The sequence below is a fragment of the Streptomyces sp. NBC_01450 genome (assembly GCF_036227505.1).
Taxonomy (GTDB): Bacteria; Actinomycetota; Actinomycetes; order Streptomycetales; family Streptomycetaceae; genus Streptomyces.
Map to the genome: position 1 here is coordinate 4,662,649 of NZ_CP109480.1, position 25,699 is coordinate 4,688,347.

The 25,699-nt window shown below is 70.0% G+C and carries 24 protein-coding genes; 10 read left to right on the forward strand and 14 right to left on the reverse strand.

Annotated elements, in window-relative coordinates:
- Nucleotides 1–23: 23 nt before the first annotated feature.
- From pstB to OG568_RS20755, 9 genes are all read right to left on the reverse strand, one after another.
- Nucleotides 24–905 carry a phosphate ABC transporter ATP-binding protein PstB gene (gene pstB, locus OG568_RS20715; protein ID WP_443077708.1) on the reverse strand — a complete coding sequence of 294 codons (882 nt, stop codon included), beginning with the start codon at nucleotides 903–905 and terminating at the stop codon, nucleotides 24–26.
- A 21-nt stretch (nucleotides 906–926) separates the two neighbouring features.
- Nucleotides 927–1,862, reverse strand: a complete 936-nt coding sequence (locus OG568_RS20720; RefSeq protein WP_329532663.1) for a sortase — start codon at nucleotides 1,860–1,862, stop codon at nucleotides 927–929.
- A gap of 88 nt (nucleotides 1,863–1,950) precedes the next feature.
- On the reverse strand, nucleotides 1,951–3,405 hold the full coding sequence (locus OG568_RS20725) for an Ig-like domain-containing protein (protein ID WP_329532664.1): 1,455 nt from the start codon (nucleotides 3,403–3,405) through the stop codon (nucleotides 1,951–1,953).
- Between the two features lie 125 nt (nucleotides 3,406–3,530).
- Nucleotides 3,531–4,529, reverse strand: a complete 999-nt coding sequence (locus tag OG568_RS20730) for a substrate-binding domain-containing protein (protein WP_329532665.1) — start codon at nucleotides 4,527–4,529, stop codon at nucleotides 3,531–3,533.
- A gap of 170 nt (nucleotides 4,530–4,699) precedes the next feature.
- Nucleotides 4,700–7,135: a hypothetical protein gene (locus OG568_RS20735; protein ID WP_329532666.1), complete on the reverse strand. Its 2,436-nt coding sequence runs from the start codon at nucleotides 7,133–7,135 to the stop codon at nucleotides 4,700–4,702.
- On the reverse strand, nucleotides 7,132–8,865 hold the full coding sequence (pstS, locus tag OG568_RS20740; protein WP_329532667.1) for a phosphate ABC transporter substrate-binding protein PstS: 1,734 nt from the start codon (nucleotides 8,863–8,865) through the stop codon (nucleotides 7,132–7,134). Before pstS ends, OG568_RS20735 begins: the two co-directional genes overlap by 4 nt.
- Nucleotides 8,862–10,166: a phosphate ABC transporter permease PstA gene (pstA, locus tag OG568_RS20745; protein WP_329532668.1), complete on the reverse strand. Its 1,305-nt coding sequence runs from the start codon at nucleotides 10,164–10,166 to the stop codon at nucleotides 8,862–8,864. The genes pstS and pstA overlap by 4 nt, the downstream gene beginning before the upstream one ends.
- Nucleotides 10,167–10,180: 14 nt before the next feature.
- The gene (pstC, locus tag OG568_RS20750) at nucleotides 10,181–11,110 is read right to left on the reverse strand and encodes a phosphate ABC transporter permease subunit PstC (RefSeq protein ID WP_241757179.1); all 930 of its coding nucleotides are present in this window, start codon (nucleotides 11,108–11,110) and stop codon (nucleotides 10,181–10,183) included.
- Between the two features lie 290 nt (nucleotides 11,111–11,400).
- The gene (locus tag OG568_RS20755) at nucleotides 11,401–11,673 is read right to left on the reverse strand and encodes a hypothetical protein (protein ID WP_329532669.1); all 273 of its coding nucleotides are present in this window, start codon (nucleotides 11,671–11,673) and stop codon (nucleotides 11,401–11,403) included.
- Nucleotides 11,674–12,276: 603 nt separating this feature from the next.
- On the opposite strand from OG568_RS20755, the gene OG568_RS20760 reads away from it, so the two are divergent.
- A complete protein-coding gene (locus OG568_RS20760; RefSeq protein ID WP_329532670.1) occupies nucleotides 12,277–13,044 on the forward strand; it encodes a calcium-binding protein in 768 nt (255 codons plus the stop codon).
- A 213-nt stretch (nucleotides 13,045–13,257) separates the two neighbouring features.
- Here OG568_RS20760 and OG568_RS20765 read toward each other — a convergent pair whose 3' ends face one another.
- Nucleotides 13,258–13,899, reverse strand: a complete 642-nt coding sequence (locus OG568_RS20765; RefSeq protein WP_266585199.1) for a PH domain-containing protein — start codon at nucleotides 13,897–13,899, stop codon at nucleotides 13,258–13,260.
- A gap of 230 nt (nucleotides 13,900–14,129) precedes the next feature.
- Here OG568_RS20765 and deoC point away from each other — a divergent pair, with 230 nt between their 5' ends.
- From deoC to OG568_RS20780, 3 genes are read left to right on the forward strand one after another with little or no spacing between them, the layout of a single operon-like run.
- The gene (gene deoC, locus OG568_RS20770; RefSeq protein ID WP_329532671.1) at nucleotides 14,130–15,086 is read left to right on the forward strand and encodes a deoxyribose-phosphate aldolase; all 957 of its coding nucleotides are present in this window, start codon (nucleotides 14,130–14,132) and stop codon (nucleotides 15,084–15,086) included.
- Between the two features lie 5 nt (nucleotides 15,087–15,091).
- Nucleotides 15,092–16,540 (forward strand): aldehyde dehydrogenase family protein, encoded by a 1,449-nt coding sequence (locus OG568_RS20775; protein WP_329532672.1) that lies wholly within the window; start codon nucleotides 15,092–15,094, stop codon nucleotides 16,538–16,540.
- On the forward strand, nucleotides 16,533–17,441 hold the full coding sequence (locus tag OG568_RS20780) for an aldehyde dehydrogenase family protein (protein ID WP_329532673.1): 909 nt from the start codon (nucleotides 16,533–16,535) through the stop codon (nucleotides 17,439–17,441). Before OG568_RS20775 ends, OG568_RS20780 begins: the two co-directional genes overlap by 8 nt.
- 45 nt (nucleotides 17,442–17,486) lie before the next feature.
- Here the strand turns inward: OG568_RS20780 and OG568_RS20785 are convergent, their stop codons facing one another.
- Nucleotides 17,487–17,903 carry a hypothetical protein gene (locus OG568_RS20785; protein ID WP_329532674.1) on the reverse strand — a complete coding sequence of 139 codons (417 nt, stop codon included), beginning with the start codon at nucleotides 17,901–17,903 and terminating at the stop codon, nucleotides 17,487–17,489.
- Between the two features lie 234 nt (nucleotides 17,904–18,137).
- Here OG568_RS20785 and OG568_RS20790 point away from each other — a divergent pair, with 234 nt between their 5' ends.
- A complete protein-coding gene (locus tag OG568_RS20790) occupies nucleotides 18,138–18,761 on the forward strand; it encodes a uridine kinase family protein (RefSeq protein ID WP_329532675.1) in 624 nt (207 codons plus the stop codon).
- Between the two features lie 204 nt (nucleotides 18,762–18,965).
- Here OG568_RS20790 and OG568_RS20795 read toward each other — a convergent pair whose 3' ends face one another.
- The gene (locus OG568_RS20795) at nucleotides 18,966–19,715 is read right to left on the reverse strand and encodes a SigE family RNA polymerase sigma factor (RefSeq protein ID WP_266436665.1); all 750 of its coding nucleotides are present in this window, start codon (nucleotides 19,713–19,715) and stop codon (nucleotides 18,966–18,968) included.
- Nucleotides 19,716–20,018: 303 nt separating this feature from the next.
- On the opposite strand from OG568_RS20795, the gene afsQ1 reads away from it, so the two are divergent.
- From afsQ1 to OG568_RS20820, 5 genes are all read left to right on the forward strand, one after another.
- Nucleotides 20,019–20,696, forward strand: coding sequence for a two-component system response regulator AfsQ1 (gene afsQ1, locus OG568_RS20800; RefSeq protein ID WP_266436667.1), 678 nt, complete (start codon nucleotides 20,019–20,021; stop codon nucleotides 20,694–20,696).
- On the forward strand, nucleotides 20,594–22,264 hold the full coding sequence (locus OG568_RS20805; protein WP_385065073.1) for a sensor histidine kinase: 1,671 nt from the start codon (nucleotides 20,594–20,596) through the stop codon (nucleotides 22,262–22,264). Before afsQ1 ends, OG568_RS20805 begins: the two co-directional genes overlap by 103 nt.
- Nucleotides 22,261–22,908, forward strand: a complete 648-nt coding sequence (locus OG568_RS20810) for a hypothetical protein (RefSeq protein WP_329532676.1) — start codon at nucleotides 22,261–22,263, stop codon at nucleotides 22,906–22,908. The genes OG568_RS20805 and OG568_RS20810 overlap by 4 nt, the downstream gene beginning before the upstream one ends.
- A gap of 124 nt (nucleotides 22,909–23,032) precedes the next feature.
- Nucleotides 23,033–23,584 (forward strand): VanZ family protein, encoded by a 552-nt coding sequence (locus OG568_RS20815; RefSeq protein ID WP_329532677.1) that lies wholly within the window; start codon nucleotides 23,033–23,035, stop codon nucleotides 23,582–23,584.
- Between the two features lie 103 nt (nucleotides 23,585–23,687).
- Nucleotides 23,688–23,888: a PspC domain-containing protein gene (locus OG568_RS20820; protein WP_054233643.1), complete on the forward strand. Its 201-nt coding sequence runs from the start codon at nucleotides 23,688–23,690 to the stop codon at nucleotides 23,886–23,888.
- 86 nt (nucleotides 23,889–23,974) lie between these two features.
- Here OG568_RS20820 and OG568_RS20825 read toward each other — a convergent pair whose 3' ends face one another.
- Together OG568_RS20825 and OG568_RS20830 are read right to left on the reverse strand one after the other, a co-directional pair.
- Nucleotides 23,975–24,328, reverse strand: coding sequence for an ATP-binding protein (locus OG568_RS20825; protein ID WP_266585186.1), 354 nt, complete (start codon nucleotides 24,326–24,328; stop codon nucleotides 23,975–23,977).
- Nucleotides 24,329–24,478: 150 nt separating this feature from the next.
- Nucleotides 24,479–25,624 carry an adenosine deaminase gene (locus OG568_RS20830; protein WP_329532678.1) on the reverse strand — a complete coding sequence of 382 codons (1,146 nt, stop codon included), beginning with the start codon at nucleotides 25,622–25,624 and terminating at the stop codon, nucleotides 24,479–24,481.
- Nucleotides 25,625–25,699: the final 75 nt, after the last annotated feature.

Consider the following 25,699-nt stretch of genomic DNA (forward strand, 5'->3'; position numbering starts at 1 on the left):
CTCCGTTCGTGTGACCGCTCGTCCTATCCGAAGCGTCCGTTCACGTAGTCCGTCGTACGCGGGTCCCGCGGGTTGTTGAACATCGCGTCCGTGGTGCCGTGTTCGACGATGGCGCCGGGGGTGCCCTGCTCGGCGAGGAAGAACGCGCACTGGTCGGAGACCCGGGCGGCCTGCTGCATGTTGTGGGTGACGATCACGATGGTGACCTCTTCGGACAGCTCGTGGATCGTCTCCTCGATGCGCCGCGTCGAGGTCGGGTCCAGCGCGGAGCACGGCTCGTCCATGAGCAGGACCCGCGGTCGTACGGCCAGCGAACGCGCGATGCACAGACGCTGCTGCTGGCCGCCGGAGAGCGCGCCGCCGGGCTGCCGGAGCCGGTCCCGGACCTCTTTCCACAGGCCCGCTTTCGTCAGGCACTCCTCGACGAGCCAGTCCTTTTTCTCACGGCCGGCCTTGATGCCGCCGAGCTTCAGGCCGGCGGTGACGTTGTCGTAGATGGACATCGCCGGGAAGGGGTTCGGCTTCTGGAAGACCATGCCGATCTGGCGGCGGGCGTGGGTGATGCGGCGGCCGCGGTCGTAGATGTCCTCGCCGTCCAGCAGCACCCGGCCCGCGAGGGAGGCGGAGCCGATCAGTTCGTGCATGCGGTTGAGGATCCGCAGGAACGTGGACTTGCCGCAGCCGGACGGGCCGATGAGCGCGGTGACCTTGCGGGCGGGCATGGTGAGCGACACGTGCTCCAGGACCTTGTGGTCGCCGAACCAGGCCGAGAGGGAGTCGGCCTCCAGGGTCGCCGGGTTGCTCTCGCCGGGGCCGGAGACGGCGGGCCTGCTCGCCCTGGTGCTCCGCATCTTCACCGTCGGGTCGAGGATCTCGTCGACGAGCGTCGGGTTCGTGTCGGACATGATGGTGGAACTCCTCGTCGGTCAGAGCAGGTTGGGCAGCAGGCGGGTGGTGGCGCCGGAGACGGCGAGGCCGAGGGCGGTCAGCACGGGCACGCAGACGATCCAGGTCTGCCAGCGGCCCCACACGCGGTACGCGGCCATGGTGAGCAGGGCGGCGCCGAGCAGCCCCTGCGACCAGAGGAAGACCGAGAGCCAGGCGGCGTTCTCCGTGCCCAGGACCTGCTCGGACTCGTCGATCCAGCCGAGTGTCAGCGGGCGGGGCGGGGCGGGCTGTACGGCACTCGCCAGGGTCGCGTCCACGCGGAGGGTGCCGGAGGGGGTGTAGGGCGCGCCGTCGGCGGTGATGAGCGTGAGCCGGCCCTGGCCCTCCTTGAGCGTGGGCGGCAGCGGGTCGCCCTTGCGGCGGATGGAGGAGACCTTGTAGGTGGCGGTGCCCTGACCGGTCGTCAGCCGGATCTCGGTGCCGAGGGGCAGTTGGTGCAGGTCGTTGAACGGGCTGCCGTACCCCCACTGACGGCCCATGATCACGCTGGTGCCGGCCTGTCCCGGCAGCGGGGTGTCCCGGCGGTGGCCGGGGCCGGACATCAGCACCCCGGAGGTGGTGCCCTCCCCCACGACCTCCTTCAGGCCCAGCGCCGGGATGCGCAGCAGGGCGACGGGCGCGCCGGGCTCCAGCATCTTGCCGTCGTAACCCCGCTGGCCCACCGGTGCCGTTCCGAGGGCGAGTTGACGGCGGAACTCGTCGTACGCGGTCTGCTGGTCACGCGCGTGCTGGAGGTGGCCGACGATGGTGAGGTTGGCGGCGAAGCCGAGCAGCAGCGCGGCGAGCACGCACAGCGCGGCCCCGGCGAACGCGAAGCCGGGGCGCTCGGCCCGCGGCGGCCCCGCGGCGGACCTGGGCTCGGGCGCCGGCACCGGCGGCGCGTCGGCCGGCGGGGGCGGGGACAACACGGTCACGGGGAGCGCTCCTGTGGAGAGGTGTGTGGTGGAGATACGAAGGCGCGGGCGGCGGGATGGGGGGCCCGCCACCCGTGCTCCCGAGCCGCTACGAGCGGGGGTCGCCGAACTTCAGCAGCCCCTCGCGGCGGCCGAACCGCATGGCGAGGACGCCGGCCGTGACGAGGATGACGGCTCCGAGGCCGGAGAACAGCGCGATCTGGCTGCCGGTGGAGGCGAGGCCCCCGGTGGGCGAGGTCCCGCCGGAGGTGGAGTCGCCGCCGGTGCCGCTGCCACCGGTCGTGGTGGTGCCGGACGTGGTGGTGCCGGACGAGTCGCCCGAAGAGCCGTCGGTCGGTTCACTGCTGGAGCCGTCGGTGGGCTCGTCGGAGGGGTTGTCCGTCGGGGAGTCGGTCGGGCTCGCCGACGGGGACTCGGAGGAGGGCTCGGGGACGGTGAAGTCCACCGCACGCACGGGGTTCTTGCCGCCGGTGCAGTCCGGGCTGTAGTCCCAGTTGCTCGCCCCGGCCACGGCGTCGTCCGGCACGGTCAGAGTGGACCAGGTGACCGTCCCGCTCGCGTCGGCCGTGGCGGCGGGGAAGGTGGCGTCGTTGTGGAACATGGTCATCGAGTACATCGCGCTCGGCCGGCATCCGCGGATGAGGACCCTCACGGTCTGGCCGCGCTGCAACTCGGGGTTGTAGGCCAGCACCTTCCCCGCAGCGTCGCGCATCTCGTACCTCGGCAGCTGCACGGTCACCTCGAAGGGCGCGGATTCCGAGGCTCCCCATTCGGCGGCGTTCCCCGGAGTGAAGCGGGCCGTGACGCCGTGGTCCCCCTCGGCGAGCGTCGACGTCTTGAACTCGGCCTTGCCACTCGCGACCGTGGCCTGGCCCAGCGTGGTCGCGCCTTCCAGGAAGGTGACGGTACCGGCCGCCGCCGCGGGCGACACCGTCGCGGTGAGCGTGGTCTCCTCGCTGGGCGCGACCACGGCGGGGGAGGCGGTCAGCGCGACCTGGGTGGCCTCCGCGCCTTCGCCGACCACCCAGTTGTCGCCGGTGACGGTGATCTTCTGGGTCCAGTACGGGTCGCCCGGCACGATCGAGTCGGGCGGAACGGCCCAGTCGTAGTTGTCCACGCACCGCAGGCGCAACTCGTAGGTGCCGTCGCCCGTGATGGCGTCCGCCAGACTGCTGACCACCATCCCCGGGTTGTCCGCCGCGACCAGCGAGACCGCCGGGGTCGCCGCGGTGTAGGGGGCCTTGCTGGTGATCCCGTTGAGCGCCTTCACCTCGGTGCCGTCGGCCTTGACGACGTACAGGGCGAGGACGCTGTTCCAGTTGAGGTCTTCGATGGTGGCGGCGGGACACGCGCCGGGGATCCCGATCGAGCCGGCGATGGGCTGCGGGTCACTCATCTTGCCGCCGGCGGGCGTCATGGTGAACTCGCCGACGGACGCCGCCCGGGCAGGCTGGGACTGGGACATGGCCAGGACCACGAGGCCCAGGGCGAGTAAGGCACAGGCGGCCACGATCGCGGCCGCTCTTCGGAATGGTTGTGGCACTGTCACGGCGATGCCCCCCGGGGGACGGTTGACGGATTACGTTGACGGATTTCAGGGACAGCGCGTGGGGCCGGGCACCTGGAGGGTGCCCGGCCGTCACGCGAGGATCAGCTGACGATCACGGATCACCGCTCGCCCTTGAGGGACGCGGTGGTGCTGTCGCCGCAGTTGGACACGGCGCCGAAGCCGTAGGTCGCGATCGTGGAAGTGGCGGCGCAGACCTTCGAGCCCGTACCGACGAAGGTCTCGGCGATGACGGAGTCGGAGAGGCTGGCGGTCGGGACGACGTTGTAGACGTCGCGGAGGAAGCCGGGGTCGAAGGCCGTGTTGAGCGCGATCGCGGAGCCCGTGCCCGTGGTGGGAGCCAGGCCGTTGATACCGCGCAGACGCGACTCACCGCGCCGGTTCGGGACGTCGGAGAGGCCCTTGCCCTGGGCGATCCACTGGGCGATCGAATACGGCATGAGCTGGTTGCCGTTGAGGATCGCGGCGCCGTTGTGCTCCTGGATGGTGCCGTCGACGCAGGAGCCGACCTGCGCCTCGGTGATCCCGATGGCCGACAGCCAGAAGGTCCGGGTACCGGAGCCGGACTGCGGCAGCAGCGGCTGCGCGTTCGGGAACTCGGTGGAGTTGCACTGGTAGATCGCGGCCAACTGCGCCTTCGTCAGGTTCGTCGGCAGCGTGCTGCCCAGGTCGGTGGCGTAGGTCACACCGTCCTTGGCGTACGGGATCCACGTGAGGTCCGTGGTGGTGGTGTCCACCGGGCCACGCGAGGAGCGGGCGAAGTCGATGCAGTGGGTGCCGGCGGTGATGTCGGCGTTCAGCGCGTTGATACCGGCCGAGGAGCCGTCCGGGCGGGTGACGGTGTCACAGCCGGTCGCCTTGGTCTTCACGGTGGCGGTGCCGGTGGCGTTCCACGACGCGACGATCTTGCCGCCCGTGTTCGTGACGGCGTCGCCGATGCCGTTCATGACGTACTGCGTGGTGTCCGAACCGACACCCGCCAGCTGACGGTAGTCGGTGACCGGGCTCGGGTCCGCCGAAGCGGGGGAGGCCAGGATGCCGAGACCGAGAGCCGCGACACCGAAAGCAGCGCCGACCTTGGCGCGAGACTTGACGTTCACTTCTGAACCCCTTGTTTTCTGGATTTCGAAGGCTGGCCGTTCAAGCAAAATCCGGATCTTTTTCCTGCCGGCCCGTCGGTCGGCCACCGCAAACAATTCCAGGATTTCCGCGCGGCGACCAACCAATTCCCCGTGAGAGAAAGGTTACGGGCAGACTTCCTAGGCGCCTCCTAGGGAGTCCGGCGCTGCGCGAAATGCAGCATTATCGGACCCGAAAGTCCTGCCGCCCCGCCCAGGAACAGGACGACGAGAAGAATCCAGCGAATAACTCCCAGGATCTCTCCGGGGGTGAATCCCGCCTTGGCTTCCGCGACATTCTGCTGCGGCCCGGAGGAGGGTGGCGCGGAGCCGTTCACCGCGGCGGCGGAATCCGAGGCCGAGGGGGTGGCGCCGCCGCCCGTCCCGCCCGCGGACGCTCCGCCGGTGCCCCCGCCGGAGGAGGTTCCTCCGCCGCCGGCTCCGGATCCGAGCCCTCCCGTGCCACCCTGGTTCGACCCGTCGGACGGAGGGCTGGTCACCGTCTCGCCGCGCTCCAGGGCGTCGGCGGCGGTCCGGGCCTGCAGACGCTGCTGGGCAGGCAACGGCGCGTAGCCGAAGGGCAGCTGGCCCGCCGACACGCCGAGCGTCTGGCCCGATCCCGCGACGTACCTGATGAACTGGGCGTACGCCTTGCGAGCCTTCGCGTCCTGGTTCACCGAGGCCGCGGCGTAGGCGACGGCCGTCAGCGGATACGCCTGCCCCTTGGCGCGCGCCGGGTCGGGCTTGAGCACCGATGCGTCTTCGGACGACGGCCGCATGGTCGCGACGTCGGCCGTGAGCGTGGCGGCCGAGGGCTTCACGAAGTTGCCGTCCGCGTTGCGCAGCGCCGCGGTCGTCAACCCGTAACGCTCCGCCGACGCGGCGTCGACGATCGCCATCACGGCACGCTGACCCGACATGGGCGCGTCGTTGATGAGCTTGGCCGGCGACTGGGCGGTGTCCCCCGACTGCCACTGGATGGTGCGGGTGCTGTTGCCCCGGCGGGTTCGCACGGCCCCGTCGTGCAGGTCGGCCGTGTAAGGGTCCAGGTCGGTGATCGCGTAGCTGAGAGGGGGCGTCCCGTTGCCGAGGGCCGGCGTGGTCGTCGGGTCCACCTTGGGGTAGTCGGTCAGCGTGGTGTTCTCCGCCAGCTTCAGGTCCTGGAAATAGCGATTCACCCGCATCCCCCATCGGTCCTTCGTCCCGGAGAGGAAGCCCCGGGCGTCCGCGTCCGACTGGAGCCAGTTCCAGACCATCCGCGTGGTGTCGGAGGACTGCAACGGGACCATGAGGCTCCTCAGCTGGTGATTGCTCAGCTGCGGGAATCCAGGATTCAATTCCTTGAATTCCGGATCCGCGACGAGGGAAGTGCTGTTCCCTTTCAGATAATCAGGGGTGGCACCCAGCGTCACGTCTTCCACATAGGAATGGGTGAGCATCTTCGCCACGAGCCGCGGATTCAGTTTCATTCCCTGGACCACGCCGGACGGACCTTCTATGAAGAAGGCGATCGCCAGTCCGGACACCGCCACCGGCGCGTGCACGACCTTGGATCCGTCGTCCGGCCGGGCGACCGGGTCGACGGTGAAGCCCAGCAGGGGCGCGTCGACCGACGTGCTCAGGACCTGGCCTCTGGCCTCCTCCTCGCCGCCCTGGGTGAAGGCGAACGTGCTCCCCGTGGACGAGCACAGCTTCGGCTGCCAGGAAGTGACGGCGTCGGTCATCAGTTCGGAGCCGACCGTGGGCAGCTCCGGCTGGCCCTGCGGACAGAACGCGTCGACCGGCTGGAAGTCCAGCCGGACGACCATCCGCTGAGCCCAGTTCGTCGTGGACAGCGGCGAGCTCTGCAGTGAATTGCCCGCCTGGTTCGGTTTGGTGATCTCGGTGCCGTCCGCGTCGTGCGTGCCGCGCGGGACGACGACCAGCCAGCAGTGCCGCGCAGCGGGGTCGCTCCCGGCGGGCGCCGTGTTCATGCCGCAGCCCAGGTGGGACGCCTGGATGCCGTCCTGCGCCTCGAAGGTCACCTCGCCCGTGCCGTCGGCGTAGGTTCTGGCGAACCGCTGCTCGTTGGTGTCCAGCGGACCGAAGTAGGTGAAGTCGTGGGAGGACTTGGTGGGGGGAAGGTCACCGACCGGGCGGAACGGGACGAAGCCACCGGGGTACTGGGTCTCGCCCGGATCGGTGCCGACCAGCCGCCCGTTTCCGGCCCCGAGTATCGAGCCGTCGCCGCCGAAGACGCACTGATCACGGTCGGGCCCGGCCGGATCGTCGCCCCAACACTGCATGATCTGCAGGAAGTTGACGGCGGCGTTCTGTCCGTCGATCGTCGGCGCCCCGCCCTGCCAGGTGACCCGCACCCCCTGCGACCGCAGGTTCTTCGTCTGGTGGACGGTCACCTTCAGCTTGGAGAAGTCGTCGTACTTGCCCTGCTTCCCCGTCACCGTGACCGCGGAGTCCTCCCCCGTGCCGTCCGCGGCCACGGCGGACGTGGTGGCGGACGGCAGCGGGAGCAGGGCCAGGACCAGCGCGGCCAGCAGCGCGCTCACGGCGGCGGCGACGCGCCGCCGTGACCGGGACATGGCGGTCATGCCACACCCCCCTTGCGGCGGGCGCGGTGGGACATCATGCGCCCGATCAGGGGTGGACCGACGACCACGCCGATCAGGAGCACGGCCGACAGTGCCATCAGCGCGGTGCGCAGACCGAGGGCGTCGCCGGTGCCGAGGGAGACCGGGCTGGCGGCGACCGAGGTGTCGCCGGTGCCTCCGCCGCCGCCGAGCACCTGGCCGGTGTCGGGGTCGACGACGCCACCTGCCGTCGTCCCGTCCGTACCGCCGGTGCCGCCCGCCGTACCGCTGCCGCCGGTGGTGGTGCCGGCCGCTCCCGTCGCGCCCGATCCGCCCGTCGAACCGGAACCGCCGGACGTGCCCGAACCGCCGGTCGTGCCGGAGCCACCCGAGCCCGAGCCGCCGCCGGACGTACCGGAGCCGCTCGGCGCGGTGGACTGCTTGGCGCCGCCGGTGCCGGTGGCGCACTGGTCCGACCCCTTCTTGTCGCACGCCGCGGGATACGGGGCGTTCTGCGCCAGGAGGTTCTTCCCGTCACTGGAGAACGTCGGGTTGTTGCAGTTCTTGATGTTGATGTCGTCCGACACGGCGCCGGGGATCCTGCGCACCTGCTCCATGGCCGCCTGCACGAGGTTGATCGGCAGCGGCGAGTAGCCGAGCCGGTCGGCCAGTTGCTGGCCCTCGCAGAGGAAGTAGTTGTCGAACGCGCTCAGCGTGGCGCCCTTGGCCTTGGTGAACCCCATCTCCTCCTTGGTCGGGACGATCATGTAGCTGTAGCTGGACAGCGGGTAGGTGCGCCGGTCGCCGTACGTGTAGACCCCGTCCAGGTTCTGGGTGAGGTAGTTCGCGGACCGCGAGTCGTTGTTGATCTGCGCCTGGGTCAGGGCGACGGCCACACTGGAGGCGGTCGGCTCGACGTAGTACCCGGACTTGTTGAGGACCTTGACGACCGGGAAGCCCGCGTTCCTGGCGTAGGAGTACTCGACGTAGGTGATGGCGCCCTCGGCCTGGGGCTGCTTGGTGTAGCCCGCGACGCCGAGCGAGCCGGACTGGGCGACGAAGCCCGAGCCGGGGATGTTCGGGAAGTACGACGTCAGACCGCAGGGCGTGGGCTTGCCCGCCCGACGGCAGTAGTCGTTCCACAGGGTGCCGTACTGCTTGGACATCCACAGGGTGAACTGCGCGGTGGTGCCGGAGCCGTCGGAGCGGATGACCGGGACGATACGGCGGGCAGGCAGGGCCAGCTTGGGGTTGTCCGCCCTGATCTCCGGCGCGTTCCACATCGTGAGCTTGCCGGTGAAGATCTTGCTGAGGACCTCCCCGGACAGCCGCAGGTTGGTGACCCTGTTGCCGCCGATCTTCAGGTTGTACATGAACGACGTACCGCCGGCCACGATCGGCATGTAGGCGTACTTGCGCTGCGGCGGAGTGTCGGTCGTACCGAACTCCTTGAGGCCGTAGGGGATCTCGGACACACCGAAGTCGGACGTGCCGTTCGCGAACTGGGTACGTCCGACCGACGAGCCCACCGACGCGTAGTTCACGGTCATGCCCTGCTGGCGTACGTTGCGGCGCCACTGCTCGATGGCGTTGGCGCTCCATGTCGAGCCGGAGCCACTGATCTTCACGTAGGTGACCGCGAAGGCACCTGGCGGATGTACGGCCATGAGCGCGCAGACCAGTGCGACGACCAGCGCCAGCGCCTGGTACACGCGCACGCTGCGCGGACGACGGACGGGTGCGGATATCACGGGGTGCTCCTCGTCGATGCGGAACTGGTCGAGGCGGGACCGGCCGACGGCCGGCCGGCGGTTGCGTACACGTCGAAGCGCTGCGCGTCACGGCGGGACGCCCTGACCCGGCGGTGTTCCTGGCGGCGGGTCAGCTTGCCCGGCCCACGGCCGCCGACGACGCGGGCCGCGACGAACAGGACGAGCACCAGCACCAGAAGCACCGCCGCGGTGCCGAAGCCGCGGGCGATGTAGGTGGGCTCGGGGGACTCGACGAGCTTGAAGGCCGCCAGCGGCAGCGACACCATCGGGTCGTGGAGCGGGTCGGTGTTGAGCTCCTGGGTGAAACCGGCGGTCAGCAGGACCGGCGAGGTCTCGCCCACACCGCGCGCGGTGCCCAGGATGACCGCCGTGGTCAGCCCCGACCGCGAGGTGGGGAGCACCACGTGCCAGACCGTGCGCCACCGTGAGGTGCCGAGCGCGTAGGACGCCTCGCGCAGCGTGCCGGGGACCAGTCGGATCACCACGTCCGCCGCGCGGATGATGATCGGCAGCATCATCACGGAGATCGCGAGCCCGGCGGCGAGGCCGGACTGACCGAAACCGAGGCTCAGGATGAAGGTCGCGTAGATGAACAGTCCGGCCACGATGGATGGCAACGCTGTCATCGCCTCGACGATGGTGCGGACGAACCGGCTGAAGGCGCCCGGGACCTCGTTGAGGAAGACCGCGCACACCAGCCCGGTCGGTATGCAGATCACCAGGGCGATGGAGATCTGCCACAGCGTGCCGACGATGGCGTGCACGATGCCGCCGACGCTGAGGGGCTCCAGCGGACCCGCGTCGGCCATCGACTGGGTGTAGAAGTTCAGGTGCGGCAGCGCCTCGCGCCCCTCGTAGAGGGTGTAGACGACCACGAAGGCCAGCACGGTCAGCATCACCAGGCCGAGGCTCTGGACGATCGCGGCGGCCACCCGGTCACGGACCGCGGGACCGTCCTCGTCGAAGGAGACCAGCAGTGCGTACAGGGCGATGAAGAGCGCGTAGGCGATGACGACGAAGCCCAGGGCGCCGTTGAAGGGCAGCAGCCGGTCGAAGATCAGCCAGGTGAGGGCGAGGGACGCGGCGCCGGCGCCGACCATGGCGTACACGTCGGTGGCGCGCAGCGTGGAGAGGTTGCGGCGCGAGTCTCCGCGCGTCGAACTCGCGCCGGGCAGGTGGGTGGCCGGGGCCGGGGACGGTGCTTTCGGCGCACCCGCGGGGCTCGGATCGGCCCCCGGCCCCTGGTCGCCGGGTGGGCTCTGTGGAGCGGTGACGGTCATCGGGCTCGGTCTCCTCAGGAGTCGCTCGTCGCGCCGGAACGGCTGCGGGCGACGATCGACGAAGCGGCGAAGTTGACCACGAGGGTCATCAGGAAGAGCGCGAGGCCCGCGGCCATCAGCGCCGACATGCCCATGGGGCTCGCCTCGCCGTAGCGCAGGGCGATCAGGGACGAGACCGAGCTGGTGCCGTTCTGCAGGATGTGCGGCTGGATCACGAACACCGGCGAGATGATCAGGTACACGGCGATGGTCTCGCCGAGTGCCCGGCCCAGGCCCAGCATGGTGCCGCCGATCATGCCGCCCTTGCCGAAGGGCAGGACGACGCTGCGGATCATGCCCCAGCGGTTGGCGCCGAGCGCGTACGCGCCCTCCCGCTCACCGACCGGAGCCTGCGAGAAGACCTCCCGCACCACCGAGCAGATGATCGGCGCGACCATCAGCGACACGACCATGCCCGCGATGAAGGTGGAGGAGGTGTAGACCGTCGCGGTGGCGAGCGGGTCCTTCGGATCGGCGCCGTCGACCTTGAAGAGGGGGATCCAGCCGAAGTAGGTCGAGATCCAGCGGGACACGGTGACCACGTGCCCCTGGAAGAAGAACAGGCCCCACAGGCCGTAGACGACCGACGGCACGGCCGCCATCAGGTCCACGACACTGATGAGGGTCTGACGGATCCGCGGCGGCGCGTACTCGGAGATGTAGAGCGCGGTGCCGAGCGCCAGCGGTACGGCGAACACGATGGCGACCATGGCGATCAGCACCGTTCCGACGAGCACGGCCGCGATGCCGAAGTGCCCGCCTTCGGGCTCCCACGCCTCAGTGGTGACGAAGTCCCACTTCGCGACCGACAGCGCCTGCCAGGCCCGGTACGTCAGGAAGCCGCCGACCAGCAGCATGATCGCGAGGACCAGCCCGCCGCCGCCGCGCAGGACGCCCCTGAACACGCGGTCGGGCAGCCCCCGATCGGGGTGCAGGCGTCTCGGAGGGTCGTCCCCCGGAGCCACAGATCGCTCAAAGATTCGCGTTGTCACATGGGACGACACTCCTGACGCGTGATGGACGCACGCACACACGAACGTGAACGAGACGCCCCCGAGGGGCAACTTCCGGTGTTGACGTGAACGCGGCGACAGGAGAACACCCGAGGGGCCGGGGTGCGCTCTTGTGGCGCACCCCGGCCCCTCACGTACGTGGTCGAGCCGTCAGCCCCGTCCGTTCGCCCGGGGTCGCCCCATCACTCGGCGTCTTCCCACGGGATCACCCCACCCGACCCGAGCTCGGCCAGAAGAGCCCGGAAACGTTCATAGGCGGCCTGGCACGTCGAGTGCCGCTCATAGGCGCGCGAGGACACGGCCACGGCGCCGCCGGTGCCGTCACGCAGCCGCCAGACCCATCCACTGCCTTCCGCGGTGTGGTGCACCGCGCCGGGTAATTTCCCGATGTCGGCGCACAAGCGCTCGAACGCCGCACGGCACTCGCCGTAGTTCCGGTACGTCCTCGCGGCCACGGCGACCACCCGCCCGTTCGTGGCAGTGAGCCGCCACGAGTAAGTGCCATCTGCACCTATATCTATTTGGCAGCGCGTGCCCGGTACGGCCGCGCCCCCCATTCTTGCCGCCATCCATCCACACTCCCGTATCCCCATATCAGGAAGCCGCATGAGTCGACGCGGATTCGTCGGTCATGCGGCACACGCAGATTAGTGAGACTAAAGAGAAACTTGATCCACACGTGAAACACATTTCACGCGAAGGTTGCCCCTCGTTCATGCAGTCGACCATCAGGTCACCTCAAGAGAGTGCGAATTCACCGACGCGCCGGCGGGGTGTCGCCCCCCAGGGCGCCCGCCCTCCCGGCCCGCCACGAAGAGGGGCGGTACGCGTAGGTGGCCTCCAGGTCCGCTGAAATTTGAACCGAATTTCCCCTTCGGCTTTCCACGGAAACGGCGCACTCGATACTCGCGCGCATTCCATTCGCCGGGAAATCAGCGACTCACCCAGCCCTCAAACAAACGTTCCGAAATCCCATGGCAACGAGTACGCTGCACACGTCAATTCGGGCCTGCCGGTGTGAAATTCACAGGCCGCGGCATTCACATTGGGGAATTCGCATGCGTATCAGTTCAGCTGTCGCCGCTGCGTGTGGCGTCGTCGCTCTGTCCGCCCTCGCCGTTCCGTCCGCGCACGCGGACGAGAGGTTCGGCGACACCGACATCACCGGCGTGGTCGTCAACGACGGCAACCCCGTCGTCGTCGGCACCGGCGCGAGAACCGTCACCGCCGTGGTCACCGCGACCGACCCGTCCGGTCTCCAGCAGGTCAACGCCACGCTCTACCACGGCCCGTTCGGCACCCCGGACAGCACCGTGGCCTCGACGGCGGCCTGCGGTCCGACGGTCGCCACCACGACCACCTGCACCCTGACCTTCACCCTGACCCCCGGCACCGCCCCGGCCGACGACTCGCAGGCCGGTGACTGGCACCTCAGCGCCTACGCGATCGCTCCCGACAGCGACGCCGTGTTCCTGGACAGCGCCGCCACCGTCACCGTGCTGCGCGACAGCCAGGTGACCGTCGAGGCCACTCCCAAGCCGGTGAAGTGGGGCCGCGTCCTCACCGTCACGGGCGGCGTGCGCAACGCGGACTGGGCGAGCGGCACGTACATCGGCGCCGAGGCCGGCCGGCCCGTGAACCTGCAGTTCCGCCCCAAGGGCAGCAGTACCTACTGCACGCTCAAGACCGTGCCGACCGCTGCCGGCGGCACCCTCTCCACCACCGTCCGCGCCTACACCGACGGCTCCTACCGCTGGTCCTACGCCGGCACGGCCGACACCGCGGCGGCGGTGTCGGCGGGCACCTTCGTCGACGTGGTGGGCTGACCCCGAGCGAGCGGCGCCGGGCACCCCTCGGGGGCGGCCCGGCGCCGAACGGGGCCGGGAACACGGGCGCATGACGGCGTACGGGGTCCGGAACGCGGGCGACCTGGATGCCGAGCGGGGCCCGGAACACGGGCAGCCTGATGCCGTACGGGGCGACAGGTCAGGACCCGCCCCGCGCGACGACGGACACCGGTCCACCGAACCGCCCTGGCGTCACCCCACCGCCAGCAGGATCACCAGGACCACGGCCCCCGCGAGCGCGGGACCCATGACCTCGTACGCCCAGCGCACGCTCACCTCGCCCTGCGCGCCCTCCGTGGCCGCCCGCGCCTCGGCGAGCTCGCGCAGGTCGTCCATGACCTGGTCTGGCTGGGAACGCGTGGAGCCGCTCGCCACCGAGGAGGTGCGGCCGCTGCTGTCGGCGGCGGCGTTGCGCGCCTGCCGTCGGGCCGCGGCCTTGCGGGCACGCAGCGAGACGGGGATCGCCCACAGCTGGTACTTGGCGCCCGAGGTGTCGACCACCTCGTTGGAGTACCCGGAGCGCAGTGAGCCGACCTTGCTCCAGGGCAGCACGACGACGCGGAACGGATTGCGGACGCGCAGCCGGTCCTCGTTGGCGTAGACGGCGGGGCGCAGGGTGAAGGCGGCCACCAGCGGAACCAGGAGGATCAGCGCGGCGAGGGCCAGCCAGGGGGTGCGGCCGTGGCCCGAGACCAGCGCGTCGATGCCGAGCCAGCCCGTGATGGCGAGCAGCAGTACGCCACCCGCGATGCCGGCGTGCGACCGGTAGATCCGGTCCTTCGACTCGGGTCGCGAGGCGTCCGGCACGGGTGGCTGGTCATCCGGGGTCGTCATGCCCCCGATTCTGCCCGACGCCCCCTGAACACTTCCTTCACCCCCGCCCCACGCCGCCGCGTCGCCACGGGGGTCCAGGGGCGGAGCCCCGGCGGGGTCGAAGGGGTGGAGCCCCTGGGGATGGGACGGGTAGGGGCGGCGGGGGCGACGAACCCTCGGCGTGCACTCCCCCACACCCACCCCAGGGGCTGTACAGCCGCTACGCGCGTAGATATGCTCCCCTCGTGACCATGCCCACCACTGCACCCGCACACGCACTCGGCGACGTGACCGCGTCCGACAGCACGCTGCGCCGCTTCCTCCACGGGCTCCCCGGCGTCGACACGGTCGGCCTGGAGGCGCGCGCCGCCTCGCTCGGCACCCGTTCCATCAAGACGACCGCGAAGGCGTACGCCATCGACCTCGCCATCTCGATGGTCGACCTGACGACGCTGGAAGGCGCGGACACCCCGGGCAAGGTCCGGGCGCTCGGCGCCAAGGCGGTCCACCCCGACCCCACGGACCGCACGACGCCCACGACCGCGGCCGTCTGCGTGTACCCCGACATGGTGGCCACCGCCAAGGAGGCCGTCGCCGGCTCCGGCGTGAAGGTCGCCTCGGTCGCCACCGCCTTCCCGGCCGGCCGCGCCGCCCTCGACGTGAAGCTCGCCGACGTCCGCGACGCGGTCGCCGCCGGCGCCGACGAGATCGACATGGTCATCGACCGCGGGGCGTTCCTCGCGGGCAAGTACATGAAGGTGTACGACGAGATCACCGCCGTGAAGGAGACCTGCGGGACCAGCGCCCGTCTGAAGGTCATCTTCGAGACCGGCGAGCTCTCGACGTACGACAACATCCGCCGCGCGAGCTGGCTCGGCATGCTGGCCGGCGCGGACTTCATCAAGACCTCGACCGGCAAGGTCGCCGTCAACGCGACCCCGGCGAACACGCTCCTCATGCTGGAGGCGGTCCGCGACTTCCGCGCCCAGACCGGCGTCCAGGTCGGCGTGAAGCCCGCCGGCGGCATCCGCACCACCAAGGACGCGATCAAGTTCCTGGTCCTGGTGAACGAGACCGCGGGCGAGGACTGGCTGGACAACCACTGGTTCCGCTTCGGCGCGTCCTCGCTCCTGAACGACCTGCTGATGCAGCGTCAGAAGCTGGCCACCGGCCGCTACTCCGGCCCCGACTACGTGACGGTGGACTGATCACCATGGCATCCGCATCCGCATCCGCTTTCGAGTACGCACCGGCGCCCGAGTCCCGCTCCGTCGTCGACATCGCACCCTCCTACGGCCTGTTCATCGACGGCGAGTTCACCGAGGCGGCGGACGGCAAGGTCTTCAAGACCGTCTCCCCGTCCACCGAAGAGGTCCTCTCCGAGGTCGCCCAGGCCGGTCCCGAGGACGTCGACCGCGCCGTGAAGGCCGCCCGCAGGGCCTTCGAGAAGTGGTCGGCGCTGCCGGGCTCCGAGCGCGCCAAGTACCTCTTCCGCATCGCCCGGATCATCCAGGAGCGCTCCCGCGAGCTCGCCGTCCTGGAGACCCTCGACAACGGCAAGCCGATCAAGGAGACGCGCGACGCCGACCTCCCCCTGGTCGCCGCGCACTTCTTCTACTACGCGGGCTGGGCCGACAAGCTCGACCACGCCGGCTTCGGCGCGAACCCCCGCCCCCTGGGCGTCGCGGGCCAGGTCATCCCCTGGAACTTCCCGCTGCTGATGCTGGCGTGGAAGATCGCCCCGGCGCTGGCGACCGGCAACACGGTCGTCCTCAAGCCCGCCGAGACGACCCCCCTGTCCGCCCTGTTCTTCGCGGACATCTGCCGCCAGGCGGGCCTGCCCAAGGGCGTCGTCAACATCCTTCCGGGATACGGCGACGCGGGCGCCGCGCTCGTCGAGCACCCCGACGTGAACAAGGTGGCCTTCACCGGCTCCACCGCCGTCGGCAAGGCGATCGCCCGCCAGGTCGCGGGCACGGACAAGAAGGTCACGCTCGAACTCGGCGGCAAGGGCGCGAACATCGTCTTCGACGACGCCCCCATCGACCAGGCCGTCGAGGGCGTCGTCACCGGCATCTTCTTCAACCAGGGCCAGGTCTGCTGCGCGGGCTCCCGCCTCCTCGTCCAGGAGTCGATCCACGACGAGCTGCTGGACTCGCTCAAGCGCCGTCTGTCGACGCTGCGCCTCGGCGACCCCCTCGACAAGAACACGGACATCGGCGCGATCAACTCCGCCGCACAGCTCTCGCGCATCACCGCGCTCGTCGAACAGGGCGAGGCGGAGGGCGCCGAGCGCTGGTCCCCGGCCTGCGAACTCCCCTCCTCCGGCTACTGGTTCGCCCCGACGCTCTTCACGAACGTCACCCAGGCGCACACCATCGCCCGCGACGAGATCTTCGGCCCGGTCCTGTCCGTCCTCACGTTCCGGACTCCCGACGAGGCCGTCGCCAAGGCCAACAACTCCCAGTACGGCCTCTCCGCCGGCATCTGGACCGAGAAGGGCTCCCGGATCCTCGCCGTCGCGAGCAAGCTGCGCGCGGGCGTCATCTGGTCCAACACGTTCAACAAGTTCGACCCGACCTCGCCGTTCGGCGGTTACAAGGAGTCGGGCTTCGGCCGCGAGGGCGGTCGCCACGGCCTGGAGGCGTACCTCGATGTCTGAGAAGACCGACAAGACCGAGCAGCAGCGACTGAGCGTCTTCAAGACCTACAAGCTGTACGTCGGCGGGAAGTTCCCGCGTTCCGAGAGCGGCCGGGTGTACGAGGTGACGGACTCGAAGGGCAAGTGGCTGGCGAACGCGCCCCTTTCCTCCCGCAAGGACGCCCGTGACGCGGTGGTCGCCGCCCGCAAGGCGTTCGGCGGCTGGTCCGGCGCGACGGCGTACAACCGCGGTCAGGTCCTCTACCGCGTCGCCGAGATGCTGGAGGGCCGCAGGGACCAGTTCGTCCGTGAGGTCGCGGACGCGGAGGGTCTGTCGAAGTCCAAGGCGGCCTCGGTCGTCGACGCGGCCATCGACCGCTGGGTCTGGTACGCGGGCTGGACCGACAAGATCGCCCAGGTCGTGGGCGGCGGCAACCCGGTCGCGGGCCCCTTCTTCAACCTCTCCACCCCGGAGCCGACCGGCGTCGTCACCGTCCTCGCCCCCCAGGAGTCGTCCTTCCTGGGCCTGGTCTCGGTGATCGCCCCGGTGATCGCGACCGGCAACACGGTGATCGTGATCGCCAGCGAGAAGTCCCCGCTCCCGGCGCTGTCGCTGGGCGAGGTACTGGCCACGTCCGACCTGCCGGGCGGCGTCGTCAACGTCCTCTCCGGAAAGACGGCGGAGATCGCCGCTCCCCTCGCCGCACACCAGGACGTCAACGCGATCGACCTCGCGGGCGCGGACGACGTACTGGCGAAGGAGCTGGAGATCGCCGCGGCCGACAACCTGAAGCGGGTCGTCCGTCCACAGCCTGTGGATTATTCACGGACGCCCGGCATCGAGCGCCTGACGGCCTTCTTGGAGACGAAGACGGTCTGGCACCCGACGGGCGCGCTCGGCGCCTCCGGCTCGTCCTACTGAGTAACTTCCCCGCGCCCCGTTTCTTGTTTCGGGGCGCGGGGAGACTCACGAACCCCCCAGCAACCCCAGCGCCTGTCCCACCACCGGCACACTCCCCACCGACGGCGCCTGCGCCAGCGGCCCCGTCAGCGCCCGCGAGGTCAGCGGCTTGAAGTCCGCGAGCTGGGTGCCCACCCCGTTGTCGAGCGGGTCGACCCCGGTGCTGGCGAGCGGGTTGGGCTTGAGGCCCGCGAGCGGACCTGTGGCATATCCCACCGTGCCGGTCAGGGCGCCCAGACCCGCCTGCGGGTCGAGGTTGCCGAGCGAGGTGGGCTGGGTGCGCATCAGATCCACGGCGGGGGCCGCGTCCGCGACGGCCGGGGTCGCCGCGGCGGCCGCACCGGCGGCGACCACCCCGGCCGCGACGGCGATGCGCGCGGTGGTGCGGGCCAGGGCGGTCTGCTGACGTGCGTGTCGCGCCATCGGATGTCCTCTTCGGTGAGCGTGAACGAATTGCGGGCGGAGAGCAACGGGATTCGCACGCAGAGTAGTTGACCCGGATGCCGTTCCGGGCGGCGATGACGGCGGGTTCACCCGTGCGGGTCACGTGCGGGTCAACAGACATACGGACGTAACCCCGATAATCCTCCGGGATAATGTCCCGGAGGCCTGCCGAAGCGCGGCGGGGCCCGGCCGAGTCACAGAAGGTACAGAGAATTGGGTTCCCATCCTCCGATACCCACCCGTGTGGTGCTGCTCTGCGGCCCCTCCGGCTCTGGAAAGTCCCTTCTCGCGGCCGACTCCGGGCTTCCCGTGCTGCGCCTCGACGACTTCTACAAAGAGGGCACCGACCCGACGCTTCCCCAGGTCGAGGGGCCCGACATCGACTGGGACCATCCGCAGTCGTGGGACGCGGACATCGCGGTCGCGGCGATCGAGGAGCTGTGCCGTACGGGACGTACGACCGTTCCCGTCTACGACATCGCGCTGAGCGCCCGTACCGGCGCGGAGGCGCTGCACATCGAGCGGACGCCGCTGTTCATCGCGGAGGGCATCTTCGCCGCCGAGATCGTCGAGCGCTGCCGGGAACTGGGCCTGCTGGCCGACGCGCTGTGTCTGTCCCGCGGGCCGGTGACCACGTTCCGCCGCCGCTTCCTGCGGGATCTGCGAGAGGGCCGCAAATCGGTCCCGTTCCTGCTGCGCCGCGGCTGGCGTCTGATGCGTGCCGAGCGTTCGATCGTGGCCCGGCAGAGCGCGCTGGGCGCCCACCCCTGCGACGAGGCCGAGGCCCTGGGCCGACTGGCCGCGGCGGCCGCCGGACGCTGCACGACACCGGCGTAGTCGCGGGCACCGCACGCGGAAACACAAAAAGAGGCCGGACACGAAAAGAGGCCCAGGCGGACCCCCCGTCCGCCCGGACCTTTTCTCGTTTCCCCCGTGATCCCCCGTACTCCCCCGTACTCCGCAGGGGTCCCCCGACCCCGTTGGTTTCCCCCCGGTACTGCTCCCCCGTACTACCTGTTACCTACTTCCCCCCACAGACCTTCAGGCGACGAGCTCCCCGAAGGACTCCTCCTCGTCACGGCCGAAGCTGAGGACCTCGTCCTCACGCATCCGGCGCAGCGACCGCCAGATGCTCGACTTCACCGTGCCGACACTGATGTCGAGGATCTCCGCGATCTCCGGGTCCGTGCGGCCCTCGTAGTAACGGAGGACCAGCATGGTGCGCTGGAGTTCGGGCAGCCGGGCCAGCGCCTGCCACAGCACGGCGCGCAGCTCGGTGCCGCGCATCGCGTCCGTGTCACCGGCGGTCTCCGGCAGTTCCTCGGTCGGGTATTCGTTCAACTTGCGGCGGCGCCACGCGCTGATGTGCAGATTGGTCATGGTGCGGCGGAGGTAGCCCCCGACCGCGGCCTTGTCACTGATCCGGTCCCAGGCCCGGTACGTCGAGAACAGCGCGCTCTGCAGCAGGTCCTCGGCCTCGAAGCGGTCCCCGGTCAGGTGGTAGGCGGTTGCGTACAGGGAGGCGCGGCGCTCCTGGACGTAGGCGGTGAACTCCGCCTCCGACACCGAGCGACGTTCCCCCGTGGCCTCCCTGTACGCGGCTCCCCCGTGAGCTCCCCCGTTACCGCTCTCCCCCGTGAAGGCGTCAACCACCGTCATGTACGCGGTGTGCTGACGCCCGGCGCCGCGAGCGCACCCCCGCCCGCTCACGGCACCGGACTTCTCCGAACCCCTGACGTCGTGGAGCCGCGTGACAACTGCGCTAGTGCTGGTGCTGTGCAGCGTGTTCATCTCGCGCCCCCCGTCGTGGAGTTCCGGTTCTTCTGTTCGTTCCGTCGTGCTGTCGTGCCGTCTTGCTCTCTTGCTTGTGTCGAAAAGCTTGCCCGGGCCACTTCATGGCCGTGTCCGCCGACTGTCACAGACCTGTCACAGGGCCCCCTCCCCAGGCGCGTCACGGCACGATCACAGCAAGGTCTCAGAGGAGAGCGGTAGGGCTGCGCGGATGCCCTTCGGACGCCCCCCTTCTGTGCGGGAGATGGGCGGGAGCGCTCCAACTGTCGAAAGACTCCCTCACCATGGGCCAGAATGACGTCCGTGCCTTCCCTGTTGCTGATCGAGGACGACGACGCCATCCGTACGGCCCTGGAGCTCTCTTTGACGCGCCAGGGACACCGGGTGGCCACCGCTGCCACCGGCGAGGACGGTCTGAAACTGCTGCGTGAACAGCGGCCGGATCTGATCGTCCTGGACGTGATGCTGCCCGGCATCGACGGGTTCGAGGTGTGCCGGCGCATCCGGCGCACGGACCAGCTGCCGATCATTCTGCTGACCGCGCGCAGCGACGACATCGACATCGTGGTCGGGCTCGAGTCCGGCGCCGACGACTATGTCGTCAAACCTGTGCAGGGGCGGGTGCTCGACGCCCGGATCAGGGCCGTGCTCCGGCGCGGGGAGCGCGAGGCCAACGACTCGGCGACGTTCGGTTCCCTCGTCATCGACCGGTCGGCCATGACGGTCACCAAGAACGGCGAGGATCTGCAGCTGACGCCCACCGAGCTGCGCCTGCTCCTGGAACTGAGCCGCCGGCCCGGACAGGCCCTGTCCCGCCAGCAGTTGCTGCGGCTGGTCTGGGAGCACGACTACCTGGGCGACTCGCGGCTGGTGGACGCGTGTGTCCAGCGGCTGCGGGCGAAGATCGAGGACGTGCCGTCCTCGCCCACCCTGATCCGTACGGTCCGCGGAGTCGGCTACCGACTGGACACCCCTCAGTGACCCCACCGCACGACGAGCTCCGCGGCTGGGCCGCGGCGCGCAGGGCGATCCTGGCGGGGCTGCGCTTCACGAGCCTGCGACTGCGGCTGGTGGTGGTGTTCGGACTCGTCGCGCTCACGGCCGCCGTGTCGGCGTCGGGCATCGCGTACTGGCTCAACCGCGAGGCGGTGCTGACGCGTACGCAGGACGCGGTGCTGCGCGACTTCCAGCAGGAGATGCGCAACCACGCGAGCATGCTGCCGATGCATCCGGCGCAGGACGAACTGCAGCGCACGGCGGGCCAGATGGCCAACAGCAGCCAGCGCTTCAGCGTGCTCCTCGTCGCCCAGGACGACAACGGCAAGACCGTCATCGGCAACTCCGCGCTGGACACGTTCACGCTGGACGACGTACCCAAGTCCCTCCAGAAGGCCGTGAACAAGGAGCAGCCGCTCTCCTCGAACAACAAGTCGGCCTATCACCTGTACTGGCAGCGCATCACCGACCACGACAAGCCGTACCTGGTGGGTGGCGCGAGGGTGATCGACGGGACGACGACCGGCTACATGCTCAAGTCCCTGGAGCCCGAGGCCAAGGACCTCAACTCGCTGGCCTGGTCACTGGGTATCGCGACCGGCCTGGCCCTGATCGGCTCGGCACTGCTCGCCCAGGCCGCCGCGACGACCGTCCTCAAGCCGGTGCACCGTCTCGGTATCGCGGCCCGCCGTCTGGGCGAGGGCAAGCTCGACACCCGGCTGCGCGTCTCGGGCACGGACGAGCTCGCGGACCTCTCCCGCACGTTCAACCACACGGCGGAGGCCCTCGAGAAACGCGTCGCGGACATGAGCGCCCGCGACGAGGCGTCCCGCCGTTTCGTCGCGGACATGTCCCACGAACTCCGTACGCCGCTCACCGCGATCACCGCCGTGACGGAGATCCTGGAAGAGGAACTGGACGCGGAGACCGGCAGCGTCGACCCGATGATCGAACCGGCCGTCCGGCTGGTCGTCAGCGAGACCCGCCGCCTCAACGACCTCGTCGAGAACCTCATGGAGGTCACCCGCTTCGACGCGGGCACCGCCCGGCTGGTCCTCGACGACGTGGACATCGCCGACCAGATCACCGCGTGCATAGACGCACGCGCCTGGCTGGACGCCGTCGACCTGGACGCCGAGCGCGGCATCATGGCCCGTCTCGACCCGCGACGCCTGGACGTGATCCTGGCGAACCTCATCGGCAACGCGCTCAAGCACGGCGGCAGCCCGGTCCGTGTCTCGGTCCGCGAAGAGGCCGACGACCTCCTCATCGAGGTCCAGGACCACGGGCCCGGCATCCCCGAGGACGTCCTCCCGCACGTCTTCGACCGCTTCTACAAGGCGAGCGCCTCCCGCCCCCGCTCCGAGGGCAGCGGTCTCGGCCTCTCCATCGCCCTGGAGAACGCGCACATCCACGGTGGCGAGATCACCGCGGCCAACTCGCCCAAGGGAGGCGCCGTCTTCACGCTCCGCCTCCCGCAGGACGCGTCGGAGCTGCTCGCCGACGACGAGCGAGGGCGGAACGGGAACGGTACGGAGGGCAACGCCGGATGACGACCGCGGTACGAGGCCGAGAGGGGCGCCGACGGACGCCTCTCGCCTCCCTCTCCCTCCTCTCCCTCCCTCTCCTCGCCGTCCTGCTCGCGGGCTGCGGTATCCGCTCCACCCAGGTCCCGACCGACTTCGGCCCCGCGCCGTCCCGGGTCCCGTGCGCGATGTCCGGCCCGGACATCTCCACCCAGACGTCCGGTGGCATCCCGGTCCAGGTCTTCCTGCTCTGCTCCGGGCAACTGGTGACGGTCGACCGGTCGGTGCGGATTCCCGACGGTACGGCGGAGGGGGCGCGGCGGGTTCTGGTGGCGCAGGGGCTTCTCGACGAGCTCGCCGAGACGCCCTCCACGCCCGAGCAGCAGGCCGGCTACACGACCGACGTGCGCGGCGGGATGACGGTGAGCGGGCCCCGGCGCAAGGACCCCGAGGACGCGCTCCGCCTCAGCACTCCGCCCCAGGACCTGACCCCCGCGGCCCTCGCCCAGATCATCTGCACCTTCTCCGACTCCGCCGCCGCGCAGGACGACGGTTCGGTCATCCTCGGCGGCCCCGACACCGCCCCGCTGCGCCGCTACGAGTGCCCCACCGACGTCCGGGCCAACCCCACCGCCAAGTCCCCCCCGTCCACAACGGTCTCCACCACGTAACCGTTCGCGCAACTGTTTCCTCGCCCCCGTTCCGCGCCGCACGTGTGGCGCATCCCTCACCCCCCAGCCCCAAGCTCACCAATAACCCGGAACCGATCCTGCCGACCCCAGCGTCTTGGGAGGCGTGCAACGTCAAGGCGAAGGCGGCGGCAGCGCCGTGACCCGCGTCCGTGCGGCAGGAGCTCTCCTCCTCGTCGCACATCTCGCGCTCGTCGCCTGGATCACCCTGCGCCCTCTGGACGTCCCCTGGGTGAGCCCCGCCAACTTCCGCCCGTTCGCCGGCATCAGAGCCGACCTCGCGCTCGGCCCGGCGGAAGCCGCCCGCCGGATAGGCGAGGGCCTCGGCCTGCTCGCCCCCCTCGGCGTCCTGCTCCCCATGGTCGGCGGCAGGCTGACCGCGTCCCCGCTCGGCTCCCTCGTCCGCACGGTCGCCGCCGGCGCCCTGCTCTCCCTGGGAATCGAACTCCTGCAGACCGGCGTTCCCGGCCAGGTCGTGGACGTGGACTCCCTGCTGCTCAACACGGTCGGTGTCGCCCTGGCCCACCTCGCGATCGTGCCGGTCGCCAGGCCCAGGCTCCGCCGCCGGGCCGAGACCCGGCGCCGCGCGGCCCTCCCCCGGGAGGACACGGTTCAGGGTCGGACCCCGACGATTCCCAGGGTCGGTATCGCCCCGTAGAGCGACGCTTCGCCCGCTTCGTCACCGTAGCGTTGAAGACATCGAGGAAGACCTCGGTGCCCCAACATCCCGGCATCCAGCCACGGTTCACGAAGGAGCCAGCATGACCGCCCTTGCCCGCCCCACCAACGGCCGTATGATCGGCGGAGTGTGCGCAGCGCTGGCGCGGCGCTTCGGCACCTCCGCGACCACGATGCGTGTGATCTTCGTTCTTTCCTGCCTGCTCCCGGGCCCGCAGTTCCTGCTCTACATAGCGCTGTGGATCCTGTTCCCCTCCGAGGACAAGGCCCGCACGGCCTGGTAGGCCCTGACACACGTGTGGGGCGCACCCCCATCGGGGTGCGCCCCACCGGCGTTCGTACAGGCGAAGGCCGAGCCAAGCGGAAGGTGTCAGCCGAGCGGCAGCCCGTTCAGCGGCAGACCGTGCGTCGGCAGGCCCTGCAGCGGCAGTCCGCCGAGCAGTCCGGCCACCGGCGCCGCCGGTCCGTCGGCGAGGAGCTTCGCAACGGCGGGCTGGGCCGCGGCCGCCCCCGCGCCGAGCGCTCCCTGCCCCTGGGTGACCGCTTCCCCCGCACCCGGGAGCGCCGCCGCGACGTTCTGCGCGGGCAGCGTCTGGGTGACGGTGTCCAGCGCCTGGGAGGCGTCCGGCACGGCCGGGGCGGCGTTCGCGGCGCCCGCGCCGACGGCGGCGAATGCGGCACCGAGAGCGGCGACGCCGAGGGTCTTGGCAGCAGACTGCTTCATATTGAATGCGTCCTTGGATCCGTGTGACGGGGATGTGAGCGGTCCAAAAACGTAAACACGCAGAGCCACCGTCCGCAAACATCGAAAAGCAGCCGAGTCATGGAGAACAAGTGAAGACCCGGCCGCTTTTCGCTCCTCCGATCAGCCCTGTTACCCCAAGGAACCACTGGTGGAGGCGGTCTGCTGGAACAGCCATTCGGACTTCAGTTCTGCATATCCGGGCTTGATCACGTCATTGATCATCGCCAGCCGTTCATCGAAAGGAATGAATGCTGACTTCATAGCATTGACAGAGAACCACTGCATGTCGTCGAGCGAATAACCGAACGCGTCGACCAGGTGCTCGAATTCGCGCGACATGCTCGTCCCTGACATGAGCCGATTGTCCGTGTTCACGGTCGCCCGGAAGTGCAGGCGCCGCAGCAGACCGATCGGGTGCTCGGCGTAGGAGTCGGCGGCGCCGGTCTGGAGGTTGGAGCTGGGGCACAGTTCCAGCGGGACGCGCTTGTCACGGACGTACGAGGCCAGCCGTCCGAGCTTCACCGACCCGTCCGCCGCGACCTGGATGTCGTCGATGATCCGCACGCCGTGGCCGAGCCGGTCCGCGCCGCACCACTGGAGCGCCTGCCAGATGGAAGGCAGCCCGAAGGCCTCGCCGGCGTGGATGGTGAAGTGGTTGTTCTCGCGCTTGAGGTACTCGAAGGCGTCGAGGTGACGGGTGGGCGGGAAGCCGGCCTCGGCGCCCGCGATGTCGAAGCCCACCACTCCCAAGTCGCGGTAGCGGTTGGCCAGTTCGGCGATCTCCAGGGCGCGGGCCGCATGCCGCATGGCGGTGAGCAGGGCGCCCACCCTGATGCGGTGGCCGTTCTCCCGGGCGAGCCGCTCGCCTTCCCGGAAGCCCTCGTTGACCGCCTCGACGACCACTTCGAGGGTGAGCCCGGACTCCAGGTGCTGTTCGGGCGCGTAGCGCACCTCGGCGTAGACGACCCCGTCCTCGGCGAGATCCTCGGCGCACTCGGCGGCGACCCGCACCAGCGCCTCACGCGTCTGCATGACGGCACAGGTGTGGGCGAAGGTCTCCAGGTACCGTTCCAGCGACCCGGAGTCGGCAGCCTCGCGGAACCAGACGCCGAGTTTGTCGGGGTCGGTCTCAGGGAGCCCGGAGTAGCCGGATTCCTGGGCGAGTTCGACGATCGTCCCGGGACGCAGGCCCCCGTCGAGGTGATCGTGCAGCAGGACCTTGGGTGCCCGGCGGATCTGTTCCGAGCTCGGGGTGTTCTGGATCTGGCTCGTCATTTTCGCACTGTAGCCCCTACGCGCGTAGATCTCCTGTCGTGCCGCCCGTCGATACGTAACGGTGACCCGGCGGAC

What these genes read in the sequence shown, in the direction of transcription:
- pstB (WP_443077708.1), bottom strand. Translation starts at nt 905, where the DNA reads ATGTCCGACACGAACCCGACGCTCGTCGACGAGATCCTCGACCCGACG.
- OG568_RS20735 (WP_329532666.1), bottom strand. Translation starts at nt 7,135, where the DNA reads ATGACCGCCATGTCCCGGTCACGGCGGCGCGTCGCCGCCGCCGTGAGC.
- pstA (WP_329532668.1), bottom strand. Translation starts at nt 10,166, where the DNA reads ATGACCGTCACCGCTCCACAGAGCCCACCCGGCGACCAGGGGCCGGGG.
- OG568_RS20760 (WP_329532670.1), top strand. Translation starts at nt 12,277, where the DNA reads ATGCGTATCAGTTCAGCTGTCGCCGCTGCGTGTGGCGTCGTCGCTCTG.
- OG568_RS20765 (WP_266585199.1), bottom strand. Translation starts at nt 13,899, where the DNA reads ATGACGACCCCGGATGACCAGCCACCCGTGCCGGACGCCTCGCGACCC.
- deoC (WP_329532671.1), top strand. Translation starts at nt 14,130, where the DNA reads ATGCCCACCACTGCACCCGCACACGCACTCGGCGACGTGACCGCGTCC.
- OG568_RS20775 (WP_329532672.1), top strand. Translation starts at nt 15,092, where the DNA reads ATGGCATCCGCATCCGCATCCGCTTTCGAGTACGCACCGGCGCCCGAG.
- OG568_RS20780 (WP_329532673.1), top strand. Translation starts at nt 16,533, where the DNA reads ATGTCTGAGAAGACCGACAAGACCGAGCAGCAGCGACTGAGCGTCTTC.
- OG568_RS20785 (WP_329532674.1), bottom strand. Translation starts at nt 17,903, where the DNA reads ATGGCGCGACACGCACGTCAGCAGACCGCCCTGGCCCGCACCACCGCG.
- OG568_RS20795 (WP_266436665.1), bottom strand. Translation starts at nt 19,715, where the DNA reads ATGAACACGCTGCACAGCACCAGCACTAGCGCAGTTGTCACGCGGCTC.
- OG568_RS20810 (WP_329532676.1), top strand. Translation starts at nt 22,261, where the DNA reads ATGACGACCGCGGTACGAGGCCGAGAGGGGCGCCGACGGACGCCTCTC.
- OG568_RS20820 (WP_054233643.1), top strand. Translation starts at nt 23,688, where the DNA reads ATGACCGCCCTTGCCCGCCCCACCAACGGCCGTATGATCGGCGGAGTG.
- OG568_RS20825 (WP_266585186.1), bottom strand. Translation starts at nt 24,328, where the DNA reads ATGAAGCAGTCTGCTGCCAAGACCCTCGGCGTCGCCGCTCTCGGTGCC.
- OG568_RS20830 (WP_329532678.1), bottom strand. Translation starts at nt 25,624, where the DNA reads ATGACGAGCCAGATCCAGAACACCCCGAGCTCGGAACAGATCCGCCGG.